Origin of the sequence: Streptomyces sp. NBC_00878 (assembly GCF_026341515.1) — a bacterium.
Classification (GTDB): domain Bacteria; phylum Actinomycetota; class Actinomycetes; order Streptomycetales; family Streptomycetaceae; genus Streptomyces.
The window spans coordinates 3177180-3195640 of the sequence record NZ_JAPEOK010000001.1; the positions used below are offsets into that span (position 1 = coordinate 3177180).

13 protein-coding genes are annotated in these 18461 nt (G+C 69.4%); 6 read left to right on the plus strand and 7 right to left on the minus strand.

The annotated features are described in order from the left end of the window. Positions 1-6 precede the first annotated feature (6 nt). Positions 7-1284 (plus strand): serine hydroxymethyltransferase, encoded by a 1278-nt coding sequence (gene glyA, locus OHA11_RS13050; RefSeq protein WP_266495579.1) that lies wholly within the window; start codon positions 7-9, stop codon positions 1282-1284. Between the two features lie 81 nt (positions 1285-1365). Then, positions 1366-2733, plus strand: a complete 1368-nt coding sequence (locus OHA11_RS13055) for an L-serine ammonia-lyase (protein ID WP_266495580.1) — start codon at positions 1366-1368, stop codon at positions 2731-2733. Positions 2734-2760: 27 nt separating this feature from the next. Here OHA11_RS13055 and OHA11_RS13060 read toward each other — a convergent pair whose 3' ends face one another. The 6 genes from OHA11_RS13060 to OHA11_RS13080 form a co-directional block, all read right to left on the minus strand. Beyond that, positions 2761-2979, minus strand: coding sequence for a hypothetical protein (locus OHA11_RS13060; RefSeq protein WP_266495582.1), 219 nt, complete (start codon positions 2977-2979; stop codon positions 2761-2763). Between the two features lie 121 nt (positions 2980-3100). Continuing rightward, entirely contained in the window at positions 3101-3535 is a 435-nt protein-coding gene (locus OHA11_RS48510; protein WP_353962972.1) for a PfkB family carbohydrate kinase, read from the minus strand. Between the two features lie 130 nt (positions 3536-3665). Further along, positions 3666-4580, minus strand: a complete 915-nt coding sequence (locus OHA11_RS13065) for a carbohydrate ABC transporter permease (RefSeq protein WP_266495585.1) — start codon at positions 4578-4580, stop codon at positions 3666-3668. Positions 4581-4677: 97 nt separating this feature from the next. Then, on the minus strand, positions 4678-5637 hold the full coding sequence (locus OHA11_RS13070; protein ID WP_266495587.1) for a carbohydrate ABC transporter permease: 960 nt from the start codon (positions 5635-5637) through the stop codon (positions 4678-4680). After that, on the minus strand, positions 5634-6905 hold the full coding sequence (locus OHA11_RS13075; protein WP_266495590.1) for a sugar ABC transporter substrate-binding protein: 1272 nt from the start codon (positions 6903-6905) through the stop codon (positions 5634-5636). The genes OHA11_RS13070 and OHA11_RS13075 overlap by 4 nt, the downstream gene beginning before the upstream one ends. A 34-nt stretch (positions 6906-6939) precedes the next feature. Then, positions 6940-9024, minus strand: a complete 2085-nt coding sequence (locus tag OHA11_RS13080) for a glycoside hydrolase family 127 protein (protein WP_266495593.1) — start codon at positions 9022-9024, stop codon at positions 6940-6942. 338 nt (positions 9025-9362) lie between these two features. On the opposite strand from OHA11_RS13080, the gene OHA11_RS13085 reads away from it, so the two are divergent. The 4 genes from OHA11_RS13085 to OHA11_RS13100 all read left to right on the plus strand — a co-directional run bounded on the left by OHA11_RS13085 (position 9363) and on the right by OHA11_RS13100 (position 17113). Continuing rightward, entirely contained in the window at positions 9363-11966 is a 2604-nt protein-coding gene (locus OHA11_RS13085) for a SpoIIE family protein phosphatase (protein ID WP_266495596.1), read from the plus strand. Beyond that, positions 11963-12859, plus strand: a complete 897-nt coding sequence (locus OHA11_RS13090) for a LacI family DNA-binding transcriptional regulator (RefSeq protein WP_266495599.1) — start codon at positions 11963-11965, stop codon at positions 12857-12859. The genes OHA11_RS13085 and OHA11_RS13090 overlap by 4 nt, the downstream gene beginning before the upstream one ends. Before the next feature lie 2199 nt (positions 12860-15058). Continuing rightward, complete coding sequence (locus OHA11_RS13095; protein ID WP_266495602.1) at positions 15059-15805, plus strand: IPT/TIG domain-containing protein; 747 nt, start codon at positions 15059-15061, stop codon at positions 15803-15805. 276 nt (positions 15806-16081) lie between these two features. After that, a complete protein-coding gene (locus OHA11_RS13100; protein ID WP_266495604.1) occupies positions 16082-17113 on the plus strand; it encodes an IPT/TIG domain-containing protein in 1032 nt (343 codons plus the stop codon). Positions 17114-17455: 342 nt separating this feature from the next. Here OHA11_RS13100 and OHA11_RS13105 read toward each other — a convergent pair whose 3' ends face one another. Continuing rightward, the gene (locus OHA11_RS13105; RefSeq protein ID WP_266495607.1) at positions 17456-18286 is read right to left on the minus strand and encodes a hypothetical protein; all 831 of its coding nucleotides are present in this window, start codon (positions 18284-18286) and stop codon (positions 17456-17458) included. Positions 18287-18461: the final 175 nt, after the last annotated feature.

The window sequence follows — 18461 nt, forward strand, 5'->3', positions numbered from 1 at the left end:
TGACCGATGTCGCTTCTGAACCAGTCCCTCCACGAGCTCGACCCGGACGTCGCCGCCGCCGTCGACGCCGAGCTGGACCGCCAGCAGTCCACCCTCGAAATGATCGCCTCGGAGAACTTCGCCCCGGTCGCGGTCATGGAGGCGCAGGGATCGGTCCTCACCAACAAGTACGCCGAGGGCTACCCGGGCCGCCGCTACTACGGCGGCTGCGAGCACGTCGACGTCGCCGAGCAGATCGCGATCGACCGGGTCAAGGAGCTGTTCGGCGCCGAGTACGCCAACGTGCAGCCGCACTCGGGCGCCTCCGCCAACCAGGCCGCGCTGTTCGCGCTGGCCCAGCCCGGCGACACCATCCTCGGCCTCGACCTGGCCCACGGCGGCCACCTGACCCACGGGATGCGGCTCAACTTCTCCGGCAAGCAGTTCAACGTGGTCGCCTACCACGTGGACGACGCCGGCCTGGTCGACATGGCCGAGGTCGAGCGGCTCGCCAAGGAGCACCGTCCGAAGGTGATCATCGCGGGCTGGTCGGCGTACCCGCGGCAGCTGGACTTCGCCGAGTTCCGCCGGATCGCGGACGAGGTCGAGGCCTTCCTGTGGGTCGACATGGCGCACTTCGCGGGTCTGGTCGCGGCCGGTCTCCACCCGAACCCGGTGGAGTACGCGGACGTGGTCACCTCCACCACCCACAAGACGCTGGGCGGACCGCGCGGCGGAATCATCCTCGCCAAGAAGGCCTTCGCGAAGAAGCTGAACTCGTCCGTCTTCCCGGGCTTCCAGGGCGGTCCCCTGGAGCACGTGATCGCGGCCAAGGCGGTCTCCTTCAAGGTCGCCGCGAGCGAGGACTTCAAGGAGCGCCAGCGCCGTACGGTCGAGGGCGCCCGGATCCTCGCCGAGCGGCTGACGGCCGCCGACGCCCGCGCGGCCGGTGTGAACGTGCTCTCCGGCGGTACGGACGTCCACCTGATCCTGGTCGACCTGCGCGACTCGGAGCTGGACGGCCAGCAGGCCGAGGACCGTCTCCACGAGGTCGGCATCACGGTCAACCGCAACTCGGTCCCGAACGACCCGCGCCCGCCGATGGTCACCTCGGGCCTGCGGATCGGCACGCCCGCCCTGGCCACCCGCGGCTTCACGGCCGAGGACTTCGCCGAGGTCGCGGACGTCATCGCCGAGGCGCTGAAGGCGCCCGCGTCCTTCGGTGAGGCCGACGCGGAGCCCCTCAGGACCCGGGTCAAGGCGCTCGCCGACAAGCACCCGCTGTACCCCGGTCTGAACAAGTAGTTCCTTTTTGTGGGGTGTCCCGCACACTCGTAGTGAGCGGGACGCCCCACACCCTGCACCACCCTGTATTGAGGAGTCCCCGTGGCCATCTCGGTCTTCGACCTGTTCTCGATCGGCATCGGCCCGTCCAGCTCCCACACGGTCGGCCCGATGCGCGCCGCGCGGATTTTCGCGCGCCGGCTGCGCAACGAGGACGTCCTGCCCTCGGTGACCTCGATACGCGCCGAGCTGTACGGCTCACTGGGCGCGACCGGACACGGCCACGGCACCCCCAAGGCGGTGCTGCTCGGTCTGGAGGGCGCCTCGCCGCGCACGGTGGACGTGGAGGGGGCCGACGACCGCGTCGAGCGGATCAAGTCGTCTGGCCGCATCGCCCTGCTCGGCGACCAGGAGATCGGCTTCTCCTTCGACGACGATCTGATCCTGCACCGCCGCAAGACGCTGCCGTACCACGCGAACGGCATGACGCTGTGGGCGTACGACGCCTCGGGCGCCGAGCTGCTGTCGAAGACGTACTACTCGGTGGGCGGTGGTTTCGTCGTCGACGAGGACGCGGTGGGCGCGGACCGCATCAAGCTGGACGACACGGTCCTCAAGTACCCCTTCCGCACGGGCGACGAGCTGCTGCGCCTGGCGAAGGAGACGGGCCTGTCGATCTCCGCCCTGATGCTGGAGAACGAGCGGGCCTGGCGCACCGAGGACGAGATCCACGACGGGCTCATCGCCATCTGGCGGGTGATGCAGGCGTGCGTGTCGCGCGGCATGTCCCGCGAGGGCATCCTGCCGGGCGGCCTCAGGGTCCGCCGCCGCGCGGCCATGTCGGCCCGCCAACTGCGCGCCGAGGGCGACCCGTTGGCGCACGCGATGGAGTGGATCACGCTGTACGCGATGGCGGTGAACGAGGAGAACGCGGCGGGCGGCCGCGTCGTGACCGCCCCGACGAACGGCGCGGCGGGCATCATCCCGGCGGTCCTGCACTACTACATCAACTTCGTGCCGGGCGCCGACGAGGAGGGAGTCGTACGGTTCCTGCTCGCCGCGGGCGCGATCGGCATGCTCTTCAAGGAGAACGCCTCCATCTCCGGTGCCGAGGTCGGCTGCCAGGGCGAGGTCGGCTCGGCCTGCTCGATGGCGGCGGGCGCGCTGGCCGAGGTGCTCGGCGGATCGCCCGAACAGGTAGAGAACGCCGCGGAGATCGGCATGGAGCACAACCTCGGCCTCACCTGCGACCCGGTCGGCGGCCTCGTACAGATCCCCTGCATCGAACGCAACGGCATGGCGGCGGTCAAGGCGGTCACCGCCGCCAAGATGGCGATGCGCGGCGACGGCTCGCACAAGGTGTCCCTGGACAAGGTCATCAAGACGATGAAGGAGACCGGGGCGGACATGAGCGTGAAGTACAAGGAGACGGCTCGGGGCGGGCTTGCGGTGAACATCATCGAGTGCTGAGGCAGCGAGTCGGCTCCGCACCACGGTTCAGACCGGTCGGCGGCGGATCCACCAGCCGCACAGCCCGGTCGGCGCGCCCGCCGGCAGCAGGCCCAGGCAGGTCTCCGCCCACCGCAGGGACCACAGCCGGGACAACGGATGGAACTCCGCCCAGCGGCACATCGGGAACTGGTGGCCCTGCGCGAAGATCGTGAGCTTGGTCGAACGGATCCCGGACCCGATCCTGGCGCCCCGGCAGGCGTCCACCGCGCGTACCGGAGCGCACCTCAAGGTGACGGCAGCGGTGGCATGTCGTCCGTCCGCAGATGGGTCGACAGCGGGTCCTCCAGGCTGCCGGGACACCTGGCGGGCGAGCGCTGTGACCGGGTCACCGGCATCCGCCTCGGACTGATCCACCCACCTTCACCCACGCCAACAACCCTGCGTGGCCCATACGCCTAGGTCGTGTCCCGCGGCGCGTCCGACTCCCGGGGTCGGCCTTTCGCGAGGAGTTCGTCCGTCGTCTCCCTGTCCGGGTACCCCCTTGGGCACCGAGGTGGCCGGTGATCCCGGGTGTGGTGGTGACGGCCGTGACATCGACGCCCCGCGAGGCAAGGAAGTCCTTGGTGCAGGCGCCGAGCACATCGTCCCCGACGACGGCGAGCAGGGCTGTGGTGACGCCCTGTCGGGCGCAAGCCACCGCAGAGTTGGCAGCCACCCCTCCGGCACTCACCAGGTTCTCGAACGCGTGCGTCTTCTGGTCCGGGTCAGGAAGGTGCGGAACGCGAAGCGCCACGTCGAACGCGATGTCTCCACAGAACAGGGCCCTCGCCCTCGTACGGCTCTGCCTACTTCCTGGGTCTGCGTGTCCTCGTCGGCCGGAGTCGGGTACCTACCCGAGGCCGCCGCCCGACACGCTCCGTCGCGCCGCTCAAGACCGCCCCTGAGCGCCGCTACTTCACCGGACCGCTGAGCAGCCCGCCGACGTAGTACTTCTGCAGCAGCAGGTAGATGACGACGCAGGGGACGATGGTCACCGCGACGCCGGCCTGGAGGACCCCCCAGTCGACGCTTCCGAGGTTGCCGCTGGCGAGGACGCTGAGGCTGACCGGGAGGGTGAATTTCTCCTGGTCGGTGACGAGGATCAGCGCCGCGAAGAACTCGTTCCAGCAGGCGAAGAAGGTGAGCAGGGCGGTGGTGATGACGCCCGGCGCGGCGACTGGCAGGACGACGCGGACCATCGCCTTGAGGATGCCGCAGCCGTCGATCAGCGCGGCCTCTTCGAGGCTGCGGGGCACGGCCGCGAAGGAGTTGCGCATCAGGAACAGCCCGAAGGGGAGCTGGAAGGTGGTGTAGACGGCGGCCAGTCCGAGCCGCGAGTCCTGGAGGCCGAGGTTGTTGAGGAGCAGGTAGAGCGGGGTGATGACCGCCTGGAAGGGGATCATGAAGGTGGCGAGGGTGGCGAAGAAGAGGATGTTGCTGCCGGGGAAGCGCAGTCGCGCGAACCCGTAGCCCGCGAGCGTGCTGAGGACCACCGTCGCCAGTGTGGCGCCGAGGGAGACCAGCAGGCTGTTTCCGGCGCTGGCCACGATGTCGATCCCCGTGTCACCGCCCAGGGCCCGGTAGTTGTCGAGGGACAGCTCGTGCGGATAGAGGGTGGGCGGCGCGGTGGCGGCCTCGCCCGGCGCCTTGAGGCTCTGCGACACCATCACGTACAGCGGGTAGAGGAACAGCACGGCCAGGCTGGTGCAGACCGCCCACCAGGCGGCGCGCGGCAGCGACTGGCGGATGGCGGCCACCAGGTTCGTCGAGTCCTTCTCCACCGGGCCTCTTCCCCGGTCTCGGGTCCTCGCGGTGCGAGCGCTCACGGTTCAGGTCCTCGGGTTTCAGTTCCTCGGGTCTCGGGTCTCGGGTCCTGGGGTCCTCGGGTCTCGGGTCCTCATGGTTCGCGTGCGGTTCGGGTCCTCATTGGTCGGAAGAGCGCAACAGCAGCAGCTGTACCGCGCTGACCGCGACGAGCACGATCATCAGCAGGGCGGACAGGGCCGAGCCGTATCCGAGCTGGAACTTGATGAAGGACGTCCGGTAGATCTCGTACACCGCGGTGATCGTCGAGTTCGACGGGCCGCCGCCGGTCATGACGTAGAACTGGTCGAAGGCGAGCAGCGAACCGGCGACGGAGAAGACCAGGACCAGGGCCAGCGTCGGGCGCAGCAGCGGAAGGATGACGTAACGGAAGGTCTGCAGGCGGCTCGCGCCGTCGATTCTGGCGGCCTCCTCCACGTCGGTGGGGATCGACTGGAGTCCGGTCAGCAGCAGAAGCATCTGCAGGCCGACGACTTTCCAGGTCACCATGCCGATGACCACGAGCATCGCGGACGCCGATCCGGCGAACAAGTTGGTGGTACGGCTGCCGAGGCCGAGGTGGTCGGCGAGGTCACCGGCCGGGCCGATGTCGGACTGGAACATGAACAGCCACAGGAAGGCCGCCGAGGCGAGACCGACCACGACCGGCACGAAGTACAGGAATTGGAAGAAGCGGGCGCCGCGGTGTCTCCGGCGGACCAGCAGGGCCAACGCGAGGCCGAGGACGAACAGCACCGGCGTGGTGATGAGCGTGTACTTGACCGTGAAGATCACGGCGGTGCGGAACTCGGTGTCGTGCAGGGCGTCGCGGTAGTTCTTCAGGCCGGTGAAGCGGTGCTCCCCCAGCAGCGGCCAGTTGTGGAGCGACATCCACAGCATCATGACGAGCGGGACGAGGAAGAAGAGCGTGATCATCGCCAGGGCGGGTGTCGTCATCGCGACACCGGCCAGCCGACGCCGCCCGGCCCGGGACAGTGGCCGTCGGCGGACGGCGCCGGCCGTGGCCGCCGGTCCCGGGAAGGGCAGTTGACGGCGGCCGCGGTGGCGGTCTCCGCTCATGGCGCGTCGTCGATGATGGACTGGGCGGCCTTCTGCCCTTCCTCCTGTGCCTGGGCGATGTCACCGTCGAAGACGGCCCGGTTGATCATCCTGACCCAGGGCCCGTTGCTGTCGTTGAACAGCGCGTTCTCGACCGTGCTGTACGGCGTACGGCCTTCCTTCATCGCGTCGGCCAGCACCTTGTTCCGGGGATCGAGCGGAGTGTAGATCTTGTCGATCAGATCGGTGCGTACCGGAACGATGCTGTTCTCCGCGAGGACCGTCTGAGCCTGCTCGCCGGTCGCCCACCTGACGAACTCCTGTGCCTGCTCCTTGTTCTTCGCGTTCTTGGTGACGGCGATCTCGTCACCGCCCGAGAAGGAGGCCGAGCCACCGTTCTTGCCGGGCAGTGGAGCGACACCGAAGTCGATCTTGTCGTTCTGCTTGAGGACCTGCACGAAGAAGGCTCCGAGCGGGGTCATGCCCAGCTTGCCGCTCAGGAACGCGGCGGGCTGGTTGGTTCCCGTATCGGTCCTGGACTGGGCCGGCATCGTGCCGTCGGTGTACAGCGTCCGGTAGAAGGTGAGGGCGTCGGTGACCTCGGCTGTGTCGAACAGGGCCTTCTTGCCGTCGGCGGAGAGCACGTCGCCGCCGCTGGCCCAGATGTGCGGCGTGAACTCGAAGACCTGGCAGCCGCCGCACTGCCCGGCGATGGCGTACCCGTAGGTGCCGTTACCCAGCGCGCGGATCTTCTTCGCGGCGGAGATGATCTCCGCGTAGTTCGCCGGGGGCTTGTCCGGGTCGAGACCGGCCTTCCTGAACAGGTCCTTGTTGTAGAAGAGCACGGACGCCTCGGCGGTGAAGGGCAGCGCGTACGTACGGTCGTTGTACGTGGCGAGTCTGCGGTGGGCGGCGCTCAGGTCGTCCTTGTACGGCAGGTCGTTCGCCAGATCCGTGATGTCGTCCAGTACCCCGGTGGAGGCGAAGTACGGCAGATACACGAGGTCGATGGAGGCGACGTCGGGTCCGGAGCCTCCCGCGGCCGCGGTGCCGAACTTCTGGACGAAGTTGGCCTGGGGCACGACGGTCACCTTCACCTTCGTGTCATGGTCCTTGTTCCAGGTGTCCGCGACGATGTTGATGAAGGCCTTCTGGCTGTCGCGGGCCCACAGAGTGATGGTTCCCGAGTCGGAACCCGACGTGTCCGAGCCCGAGCCGCCGCACGCGGCGGCGAACAGCGCCACGGACGTCAGCAGCACACCCGCTGCCCTTGCTCTTCTGGTTCTCATGACTGCGGTCCTTAAGAAGTGGTGGGGGTCGCCTTCAGCTCGTGGGCAGCCAGACGCGCATGCTGCCGTCCTCGCGGTTGGCCCAGGCGTAGTAGGGGATGGCGGTCAGTTCGAGAGGTGCGTCCGTGGAGGTGTCCGCGGAGGTGTCCGCGGAGGTGTCCGCGGAGGCGTCCGTGGGACCGGTGGCTCGGGTCGTGCGGTACGGCCACCAGCCCTGTCCGGTGGGGCGGGCCCGCAGCCGGCCGGAGCCGATCACGGTGGTGACCCCGCCCAACAGGTCGGGGCGGTGCCGGACGGTCAGTTCCGCGGCGGGGTCGAGCACGATGTCGTCCAGGCCGGGGACGCCGGGCTGGTCCACCTGCTCCAGGCAGTGGACGAGCGGGCCGCGCTCGATGGCCACGCAGCCCCGCACCGCGTCGACCCTGGGGTCGGCTTCGGTGAGCCGCGGCTCCATGCCGAGGTTGAGCACGACCGTGTCGCCGGGCCGCCAGGTGCGGCGGATCCGCAGCCAGCCGTTCTCCGGCGCCTGCTCGACGGGCGTGGCACCGATCTCCAGCGTCTGCTTCTCGCACCACTGCGGCACCCGCAGCGACAGGGTCCACTCCCCCGGGCCCGCCTCGTCGACGGTCACCGCGATCCGGCCCTGCCACGGGTAGTCGGTGTCGACCCGGACCGCGACCAGCCCGCCGCCGGTGAGCCCGCTGTACGAGCCGGTGGCGTACTGGTGCAGTTGCAGGCCGTCGGTGTCGGTACTGGCCAGGTAGTGGGGCAGGCTCGCGAGCAGCCGCATGACATTGGGCGGGCAGCAGGCGCACGTGAACCACGGGGTGCGGCGCGCGGTGTTGTCCCCGCCGTGTGACTCGTAACCGTCGCGCACCCGGAGCGGGTTGACGTACAGCCAGCGCAGCCCGTCCAGGGAGACTCCGGACAGGAAGCCGTTGAAGAGCGTCCGCTCGATCAGGTCCGAGTAGCGGGTCTCGCCCGTGAGCAGGGCCATCCGCCAGTTCCACTGGATCGAGGCGACGGCCGCGCACGTCTCGCAGTACGCCCGCTCGTTGGGCAGTTCGTACGGGTCGCCGAAGTCCTCCGACTCGTGGTGGGCGCCGAGGCCGCCGGTGAGATAGGTCTTGGTGGTGGTCATCGACTCCCACAGCCGCTCCATCGCGGCGCGCAGCTGCTGATCGCCGGTCTCGGCGGCCAGGTCGGCGACGCCGGACAGCAGATAGAGCTGGCGTACGACATGGCCGGTCACGGTCTCGGCCTCCCGCACCGGGACATGGTCCTGGAAGTACGCGGGGCCCGGGGGGACGGCGTGTGCGTCGCCCAGCATGGGGCGCCCATCGTGCAGCAGGCCGTGCCCGCGCCGGTCGACGAAGTACCCGGCCAGGTCCAGATAGCGTCGCTCGCCGGTCTCCCGGTAGAGCTCCACCAGGGCGGTCTCGATCTCGGCGTGCCCGCCGATGCCGTCGACGGGCTTGCCGGGGCCGAAGGTGTCGTCGATGTGGTCGGCGAAGCGGCGGGCGACGGTGAGCAGATCCTCGCGTCCGGTGGCCCGGTGGTGGGCGACGGCGGCCTGGATGAGGTGGCCCGCGCAGTACAGCTCGTGGCCCCAGCGCAGTTCGACGAAGCGAAGTGTGGGTCTGACCACCTGGTAGTAGCTCTGCAGGTAGCCGTCGTCCTGCTGGGCGTCGGCCAGGAGGCGGATCATCAGGCCCATGTCCTCGGCCTGCGCGAACCCCTCCTTCCGGTCCGTCTGCGCCAGCTGCCAGGAGGCGGCCTCCAGCCACTTGGTCACATCGGTGTCGAGGAAGGGCAGCTCACCCCGGTACTCGCCGGTCGCCGTCCCGGCGGCCAGCCGGAGGTTGTGCAGATTGCCCACGGAGTCCAGCAGGGCCGGGCCCTGGGGGATGCTCACCTCGGCGTTGACGCGTCGGCGCTCGTGCCAGAACCCGCCGGTGACACGGGCGGATCCGGCGGGCCGCAGCGCGACCTGCGCCCGCTCCCTGAGCCGGACGGGGCCCGGCACGGGGGTGGGGCCGGGGGCAGAGCCGGCGGTGCGAGCAGGAATGGGGCCGGAGGTGGGGGCGGGGGTCGGCCCCGGGGGCGGAGTAAGAGACATGGAGGTGCTCCCTGCACAACGGGAAGATCCAGGCTATTTATCTACATTCACCTACAGACTGCTCCGAATCGCCGCGCCATGCGAGGTGCGGAGATCCGACGCACGGGGATCCGAGGTACGGGGATCCGGCGTACGGGATCCCTGGTACGGACGCCGACGGAGGCGGCCCGGACGGTGCGGGACGACGGAATCCGCAGGTATCCCTTTCTCGGTGCCGGGTGCGCTTTGGCCGGATATGGTGGGTGGTGCTTACGGAGCGCGACTCGACGGCTGCGAGGTGAGCAACGATGGCACGCCGTGACAAAGCTGTGCTCGAGTCGCCCCATGACCATGAGCCCATGACCGATCTGGCCACGGCAACGGTGAGCCGACAGGGCATCGTGACGGGCTGGAGCGTCGGTGCACAGCGCCTGCTGGGCCATCCCGCCACGGACGTCGTGGGGCGCGACGTCACCGAGCTGCTCGCCGCGGACCCCTCCGACGCGGCCTGGGCAGCCCTGGCCGGGGTGGGGCCCTGGAGCGGGACGGCCGCCCTCCGCCATCGGGATGGCAGCCGACGCCATCTGGGCCTGCGCGCCTACCCGTCACTGGACGGCGAGGGCAAGGCCAACGGGTTCGTCGTGGCCTTCGCACCGGAGCCGATCAGGAACGGGGACCGAGGCCGAGACGGGGACGAGTACAAGGAAGCGCAAGGGGAAAGGGAAGCGGACGAGCGAGGGCTGCTGGAGCTGTCGTTCACGCAGGCACCGGTCGCCCTGGCCACGTTCGACGCCGAGCTGCGATATCAGCGCCTCAACGACATCGCGTGCGAAATGCTGGGAACCACGGCGGCGCAGCTGCACGGACGGCGGTATCCGGACACCGTCTCCGACAACGTCGCGACCCGGGGGTTCCTGCGCCACCTGCGCCAGGTGGCCGAGACGGGGACACCGACGAGCTACGACAGCGACTTCGGCGGTCGTGCCTGGAACATCGAGATGTGGCCGGTCAAGGATCCCTCGGGCCGGGTGCGCGGCGTCAGCACGGCATCGTTCGACAGCAGCGCGCAGTACTGGGCCCAGCAGCGGCTGGCGCTGCTGAACGAGGCCGGCACCCGCATCGGTACCACCCTGGACGTGGTGCGCACCGCCCAGGAACTGACCGAGCTGGTGGTGCCGCGGCTCGCCGACTTCGTCAGCGTGGACCTGCTCGACTCGGTCCTCAAGGGGGAGGAACCGACCGCGGAGCCCATCGACGCCGCCGTCGTACTGCGCAGGGTCGCGCACCGGTCCGCCGTGGCGGGCGTCCCCGAGGCCGCCGTCGCCCTGGGCGCGGTCGACACCTACCCGGCGTACTCACCGCCGGCCCGCTGTCTGGCCGCCGGCCGCCCCTTCCTGAGCGGGCTGGAGGATCCCGACTTCGTCCGGTGGATCAAGGAAAACGACGTCAGGAGCGCGGGTGTCCACCACGCCGGCGTCCACTCGGGCATGGCGGTGCCGCTGCGAGCCCGCGGGATCACACTCGGGGTGGCCGTCTTCTGGCGCCGACTGCGTCCGGAACCCTTCCAGCCGGACGACCTGGTCCTCGCCGAGGAACTCGCCGGCCGGGCGGCGGTCTGCGTGGACAACGCACGGCGCTACACCCGCGAGTACACCGCCGCCCTCACACTGCAGCGCAGCCTGCTGCCGCGGGCACTCCCCGGGCAGGCGGCCGTCGAGGCCGCCTTCCGCTACCTGCCGGCCGGCTCCGAGGCCGGTGCGGGAGGCGACTGGTTCGATGTGATCCCGCTGTCCGGAACCCGGGTCGCCCTGGTCGTCGGCGATGTGGCCGGCCACGGCGTCCGCGCCTCCGCCACCATGGGAAGCCTCCGTACGGCCGTACGGACCCTCGCCGATGTCGACCTGCCGCCCGACGAGCTCCTCACCCACCTCGACGACCTGGTCACCCACCTCACCGCCGACGACGACGGCACGACCGACCCCGGCGACGGCACTGCCCCCGCCGATGCCCAGGACGCCGAGGGGATCAGCGCCACCTGCCTGTACGCCGTCTACGACCCCGTCACGCGCCTCTGCACCCTCGCCAGCGCCGGCCACCCCCCGCCCGGCGTCCTCCACCCCGACGGCTCGGTCACCCTCGTCAGCCTCTCCCCGGGCCCTCCGCTGGGCGTGGGCGGTCTGCCCTTCGAGGCCACCGAACTGGAACTGGCCGAAGGCAGCCTGATCGCCCTCTACACCGACGGCCTCATCGAAGCCCGCGACCGCGACATCGACGCGGGCCTCGACCGGCTGTGTCAGGCCCTGGCCCGCCCGTCCCCTTCGCTGGAGGTCACCTGCGACACCCTGATCGACGCGCTGCTGCCCGCCGCGGCCCTGCAACCGGGTGAGCCCGCTCAAGCGGGTGAGGCCCCCCAAGTGGGTGAGGCCATTCACCTGAGCCAGACCGTTCAAGTGGGTGAGCCCCCGTCCGCCTCCTCCGCGGGCCTCCGGCCGGGGGGTTCCCCCTCCCGCTTCGCCCGCCCCGCCGACGATGTCGCCCTGCTCGTCGCGCGTACCCGGGCCCTGCACACCGACCAGGTCGCCACCTGGGGCCTGCCGGCCGACCCCGAGATCGTCGCCGACGCCCGGCTCCAGGCCTCCCGCCAGCTCCAGGCCTGGGGGCTGGAGGAGGTGGGGTTCATCACCGAGCTGGTGGTCAGCGAACTCGTCACCAACGCCATCCGCTACGGCTCGGCCCCCATCCAGCTGAGGCTGATCCGCGACCGCACCCTGATCTGCGAGGTCTCCGACGGCAACAGCGCCGCCCCCCACCTGCGCCGCGCGCGCACCTTCGACGAGGGCGGCCGCGGACTCCTCCTGGTCTCCCAGCTCACCCAGGGCTGGGGCACCCGGCAGACCACCAGCGGCAAGACCATCTGGGCCGAGCAACTCCTACCGACGGGCCACGCAGGAGGAATCCGGTGAACCACGACGCCACCGCGGGGACCGGGCCGAACGGCCGGACCCGTGCGCTCGGCCTCGTCTTCCCGCCGGCCGGCGATCACTACACGCCGACGCAGCTGGAGTTCGTCGGCCGCGTGGCCGAGACGGCCCAGGCGTACGACTACGACCTGCTGCTCACCACCGGCAGAGAGGTCGGCGACCCGCCGTTCCAGCGGATCCTGGCCGGACGCCGCGTGAACGGGCTGATCCTCATGGAGATCCAGCTGGACGACGCCCGGGCCACCCACCTCATCGAGCTGGGCTTCCCCTTCGTCACCATCGGACAGTCCGGCCTGGACAAGACCTGGTGGGTCGACATGGACTGGGTGGCCCTCAGCCGTGCCTGCGTGCGGCACCTGGCCGACCTGGGCCACCAGCGGATCGCCTTCGTCAACCGGTCGCAGGAGTTCTTCGAGAGCGGGTACGAGTCCGCGCACCGTGGGCTCGAAGGGTTCAACGAGGGCGTGGCGGAGCTGGGGCTCACCGGGCGCGGGTATCTCTGCGGGGACGACGACACCGAGGGCGAGGCGTGCCTTCGACGGATCCTGCAGGACGACCCGGCCACCAGCGCGCTGGTGACCATGAACGAGGCGTCCCTGGGGGGCATCTACCGAGGACTGACCCGTGCGGGTCGCGTCGTGCCGCGTGACTTCTCGGTCCTCGGCCTGGTGTGCGGGCCCTGGGCGGCGGCGGTGACCCCGCCGCTCACCGCGGCCGACGAGCCGATCGATGAGATCTGCCGGGTCGCCGTCGAGCTGTTGCTGGAGCGGCTGGACGACCCCGGCGCCGCTCCCCGGCACGTCGTGCTGAGACCGCTGATCTCCATCCGCTCCAGCACCGGCCCGGGCCCCTCGGGACCGGACGAAGAGTTCTGAGCCGACTCGCCCTCTCCCGCCGCCACCTGGATGGTGTCGAGTGGCCACAGGAACAAGGCCCAGGGCAGGTTGCCGATTTCAGTGTGCATGTACGGTGCCCCTCCTTGTCCCAGTCGGCGAACTGCGGCACGGGAGTTCGCCTTTCCGTGAAGGTAGGGAGAGCGGGAACGGAGCAACCTGGCCATGTGCGGGCCATACCGAGGCAGCCAGTCCGCCGGGTACGAAGCAGGGCTGTTGCACAGTTTTTTGAACTTGTGTGAGTGCTGGTCAGGAGAGGCCGAGGAGGGGGTCGGTCGCCTGGACTTGGCGGGCTTACGACGGCGTCGTCCCCGGTGGGAGCGGATGGGCGGTCTCCGCAGACCAACGGTAGGCCGCGGAGACCCCACGGAAAAGGAAGACTGTTCCAGCCGGTGATGTCCAGGGGGCACGCCCACGCGCACAATCAACCCTCCACCACTGCCGGGGACTTCCAGAAACCCACACTCCCGAGCGGATGGGGGCGCGCATAGTGCGTTGAGCCGTTCGTGTGACATGTCCCAGAGGCACTTGCCGCTGTTGGCGTGGAAGTGGATTACTGGCATGGATCCAACCGGTGGGCCGCCCATTCTCGCCGAGGGATGCGGCAGGCGGGCTGCCCGCGGATTTCCCGGGAAATCTCGGGTGACGTTCCGGCATACCGCGATGGGCACCCTCGGAGAGAAATTGGATCCGCTCAGCCGGTGCCGTTCGCGGCACCGGCTGACGCGTCTCCCCAGGCCGTGCTCGCTCCATCCGTTGCGGCACAGAATGGCAGAACCTCTCTCGGGAAGGTGGCGGAGGTGTCGTTCCTGCCCCACAGGCCCGGTAACTGCCGGGTGAAAGAGGGCTTGAGGCAGCATCGTCATTTCTTGAGCGTGGCTCACCCCGCGCGGTGGGAGCTACGCCAGTCCGCTCTTCAGGGGGCGAAACACGAAATTCCGCAGCGGGCCGGGAAACTCCTCAGTACCGAAGCCCGGCGGGTGCGAGAGGTGAAAACCTTTTCCAGTGAGTTTCTTGAATCGGCTTGAGCAGGAATTCAGCAGCTCCCGTATGCCAGCGGCCGGCCGGGATCTCGGTGGAGGTCGGGGATGTGGCTCTGGAGCTGATCGACCGCCTGGGATCCCTGCATGTACTCATCCCCCGGCGGAGAGGAGGACGGCCTGAGTTCGCCGTGCTGGTTCGCCCCGGGATGCAGCACCGCCACCGCACCGGGGCCACCGATTCCGGCGCCGAGGCCACTCCTGCGGGGACGGCCGCCGGGCCGAGCATGGTGGTGACCGCCGGACTGCCGGTGTCGGTGACACTGACCTTGCCCGTGCCGGAGTTGGCGACGAACGGCCGCCGTCCGACGGGCCCGACGGCAATGTCCCGTGGGGTCCTACGGACCGGGAGGATGGAGACGGCCGGCGCCGGCGCGGCAGCGGCCGGGCCGGGCTTGCTGGAGTCTGATTGATGTCGTGGTCATGACCCACCTTCCGCAAATGCCGGAGAAGAAGCACCGGCGTGGGGATGGGCAGCCCACGAACGCCACACGCACAGTGACCCACCGCTCGCGTCCGCACGGCAAGAAGCAGACCGCGCTGGTCACTCGAATGGGTGACGGAAGCGGCCAGTTTCACGTTGTATCGCTTCTCTGCGTGCTGACGGGATGTCGGATCGGGATGCCATCAATCACCGAATCGCCGTTTGCCCCGTGATCGTTGGAAATCAGATCGCTGCCGCAGACCTGAGTCTTCAGTAGCCCTTGAGAACGACTTGTTCTGCCAGGTGAACAGCGGTCTCGGCCCAGTGGGGGTCGCTCCGCCACGGGTTACCGGGGCTACTCCGTTCGGGTGATGCGAGTTGACGGCCTCTTGTCACTTGATTGGGCCTGTGGGTCACTGAGAATGCGAACCGGCGGGCTGCCCATCCCGTGCCGGGGGAATGTTGAGACAGGCAGCCTTTGCCGGTTTTCTCCTTGCCCAGAGGAGATGGCACAGCCTGCTGCCCCTCCTGCCGGCGTGCAAGGCGGGCATCTCTCCATTCGCCCTGGGCCCGGCCGTACTGACGGCGCCTGAAGAGGCCGGGAAGAGAGCAGGCTTGTCCCCTTGCCTGTGGCTCGGCCCGACGACGCGGCAGCCGGTGGTCAGGTCCCCCTCGCCGGTTCCTCGCATGTCCCCATCAATCAGCGAGGAGTACCTCATGCCTATCTCTCCGAATCAGGGTTCCACCGGCGGTGGAACGCTGGTGACCGTCACGGGAACGAACCTGGCCGGCACCAGCGCGGTGAAGTTCGGCAGTAAGTCGGCGACGAGCATCACCCAGGTCTCGCCGACCCAGGTCACCGCCGTCTCCCCTTCGGGAAGCGGCACGGTCGGAGTGACCGTGACCACTCCCGGCGGGACCAGCAACCCGCTGTCGTACTTCTACGTCGGCGCTCCGTTCAAGTCGTCGCTGGAAACGACCTCCGGGGCGCTGGCAGGCGGCAACACCATCTCCATCAACGGCACCGGACTGTCGACGGCCACCAGCGTGTCCTTCGGCGCCGTGACCGCCACTCCGACGGTGAACTCTGACAGCCAGCTCAGCGTCACGGTGCCGGCCGGGGCGGCGGCCGGGTCGGTGTCGGTCAGCGTCACCACTGCGGGCGGCACCAACAACGGCCTGACCTACACCTACGTCGACACCCCGACGATCGGCGCCCTCAACCCGACCTCGGGTCCGACCTCGGGCGGCACGGCGGTGACCATCACCGGCACCAACCTCAACAGCACCGACTCGGTCACCTTTGACGGCACCCCGGCGCCGTTCTCGGTGATCAACGCCACCACGCTGTCGGCGGTCACCCCGCCCGGCACCGCAGGCGCGGTCGACGTGATCGTGACCAACCCTGGCGGGTCCGACACCGCGGTCGGCGCGTTCACGTACGTCGCCGGCCCCGGCATCTGACCCCTTCGCCGGACCTTCACTCAGCGAAGGCAAGGAACCCCGTCCGGGCGGCAGTCCCCCTCCGCCCGGACGGGCCTCATCCCGCTGCCGGCTGGCGGCCGCCGTGCATTGCACACGCATCCCCAGTCGCGACATGAGCCCGACCATTGCCGTAGGCGGATCGAGATCCCCCCGAAACGGGACCCGGCCCTCGGGGGTTACGAAGACCGCCACCCGCCCTGCCGTCATGTCAGCCAGGGCACCCGCACCTTTCCTTCCTGCCCAAGGAGTAGAGCCATGGCTGCCCCTGTCGTCCTTTCGGTCAGTCCCAACCAGGGGTCGGCCTCCGGTGGTACCACCGTGACCGTGACCGGTACCAGCTTCACCGGCGTGACAGCCGTCCGGTTCGGCAGCAAACCCGCAACGTCGTTCACCGTCAACAGCAGCACACAGATCACGGCGGTCAGCCCGTCCGGCACCGGGACGGTGAACGTCACCGTCACCACCACTCAGGGCACCAGTACGCAAACGGCCACCTTCGCCTACGTCACCACACCGGCGCCCTCCCTCTCGAGCCTGTCGCCGAACCAAGGGCCGGTCTCCGGAGGGACCACGGTCACGCTGACGGGCACGAATCTCTCCGGCGCGACGGCGGTCCGCTTCGACGGGGTGGCCGCGACGTCGTTCACCGTCAACTCCGCCACGCAAATCACCGCGGTGGCCCCGGCTCATGCGGCCGGCGCCGCGGCAGTCACCGTGACCACCCCCGGCGGCACCAGCAATACCGACAACCCTCAGGCGTACTTCTACTACGCCGCCTCGCCCTCCCTGGCCGCCGTCGCCCCTGCCTCCGGGACCACAGCGGGCGGCACGACGGTGACCCTGACCGGCGCCGACCTGCTCGGCGCGACGGCGGTCCGCTTCGACGGGGTGGCCGCGACATCGTTCACCGTCAACTCCGCCACGCAGATCACCGCGGTGACGCCACCCCATGCGGCCGGCGCCGCGGCAGTCACCGTGACCACCCCCGGCGGCACCAGCAATACCACCGGCTACGTCTACCTCGCACCGCCCACGCTGATCTCCCTGGTCCCCGACCAGGGGCCGACGTACCCCGGCACGGTCATCACCCTGACCGGCACCAACCTCACCGTCACCACCGAGGTCCGGTTCGACGCCACCCCCGTGTCGTTCACGGTGATCTCCCCGACCCAGATCACCGCCGTGGCCCCCGCGGGCACCGAAGGGCCGGTAAGCATCACCGCCACCACCCCCGCCGGCACCACCAACGCGCTCACCTACACCCGGCTCCCGGCCCCCGGCATCTGATTCCGAGCAACTCCTACGCCGAAGGGGCATCGTGATGGAACTGGGCGAGGCCGCGCTTGCGGCAGCCGGACTCACCACCCGGAATACGGGGATCGGGTGGCAGGGGGACGTGGTCGGGTTCGGCGACGGCGTCATCGGCAGCCCCATCACGCGTCACCGCGCTGACTGCGTAGCGGCCTGGTACTGGCTGCGGTCAGTTCTTCCGCAATCACAGCCTGCGTCGACTGACACCCATGCGAGAAAGATGCGCTGACTGGACGTCATCACCCGCGACGGCATCAGCGGCGAGCCTTGTTCGTCTGTCTTCGGATGTCCTGACCCGGCTCTTCCCACCGGCCTGACTCAGTGCCAGGTCGTTGAGCTGTCGACGGCGCGGCAGTCGGTGCTCTTGTCGAGCCCGCCCAGTCCGGGCTCGTCGGGTTGGGGGACGGTGAGAACAATCAGGTCGCTGTCGGAGCCGCAGTGGAGGTTCTGCTTGCCGTTCTGCGCCGTGGTGGACTGCGGTCCTGCTGCGGTGCCGTTCACGGCCGTGGCCTGGCCCCGGCGATGGGCGCCGGGGAAAGCGTGCCCGCTGGACCGGTCCACGGCCTCGCAGTTGGTCCTCCTCCTGACGGTGCTCAGGGCATTGAAGGTGAGTACGTCTGCGGAGTTGCCGCAGTTCAGGTTCTGCTTGCCGCTCTGCGCCGTGGTGAACTGCGGTCCAAGGGCCGTGCCGCCGACGGCGGACGCGCCACCAAGTCCCGGTTCCTCCACCGGACCGGCATGGCGGCCGCGGGCTCGGCCAGGGAGATCCTGCGAGCTGTCCACGATCCGGCAGGTGGTCTCCTCCTCCACCGTGCTGAGCACATTGAGGGTGAGTACGTCTGCGGAGTTGCCGCAGTTCAGGTTCTGCTTGCCGGACTGTGCCGTGGTGAACTGCGGGCCGAGAACCGTGCCGCCAACGGCGGAGGCATCAGCGTCACGGCTGCCGGGCTCAGTGCATGTCTGCTCACGCCTGATGGTCCGCGCGACATTGACTGTGACCAGCTCATGACTGTCGCCACAGTCCAGGTTCTGCTCGCCGTCCTGTGCGGTGGTGAACGGCTCGCCGTTCGCGTGTGCCGCTCCACCGTTCGCGCCCAGCAAAGTACTGGCAGCCATGGCCAGCAGCGCCGCCTTGCCGATCAGCCTCATCGTTTTCTCCGCCGTTCGGGGGTCCGGTCACCGATACCACGAGTCTGCTCAACCAGCCGGAAGCCCTGGGGGCACGGACCCGGCCTGCCTGTCACTCGGGCGGCCCACGTGGTGCCGACAGATGCCGGGCGTTCGGGCGAAGTTGTGATCGCTTACGTGTCCCGCAACCACACCG

Bases quoted from the DNA above. Each gene is read 5' to 3' on its own strand.
- glyA (WP_266495579.1), top strand. From the start codon at position 7: ATGTCGCTTCTGAACCAGTCCCTCCACGAGCTCGACCCGGACGTCGCC.
- OHA11_RS13070 (WP_266495587.1), bottom strand. From the start codon at position 5,637: ATGAGCGGAGACCGCCACCGCGGCCGCCGTCAACTGCCCTTCCCGGGA.
- OHA11_RS13075 (WP_266495590.1), bottom strand. From the start codon at position 6,905: ATGAGAACCAGAAGAGCAAGGGCAGCGGGTGTGCTGCTGACGTCCGTG.
- OHA11_RS13080 (WP_266495593.1), bottom strand. From the start codon at position 9,024: ATGTCTCTTACTCCGCCCCCGGGGCCGACCCCCGCCCCCACCTCCGGC.
- OHA11_RS13085 (WP_266495596.1), top strand. From the start codon at position 9,363: ATGACCGATCTGGCCACGGCAACGGTGAGCCGACAGGGCATCGTGACG.
- OHA11_RS13095 (WP_266495602.1), top strand. From the start codon at position 15,059: ATGCCTATCTCTCCGAATCAGGGTTCCACCGGCGGTGGAACGCTGGTG.
- OHA11_RS13100 (WP_266495604.1), top strand. From the start codon at position 16,082: ATGGCTGCCCCTGTCGTCCTTTCGGTCAGTCCCAACCAGGGGTCGGCC.
- OHA11_RS13105 (WP_266495607.1), bottom strand. From the start codon at position 18,286: ATGAGGCTGATCGGCAAGGCGGCGCTGCTGGCCATGGCTGCCAGTACT.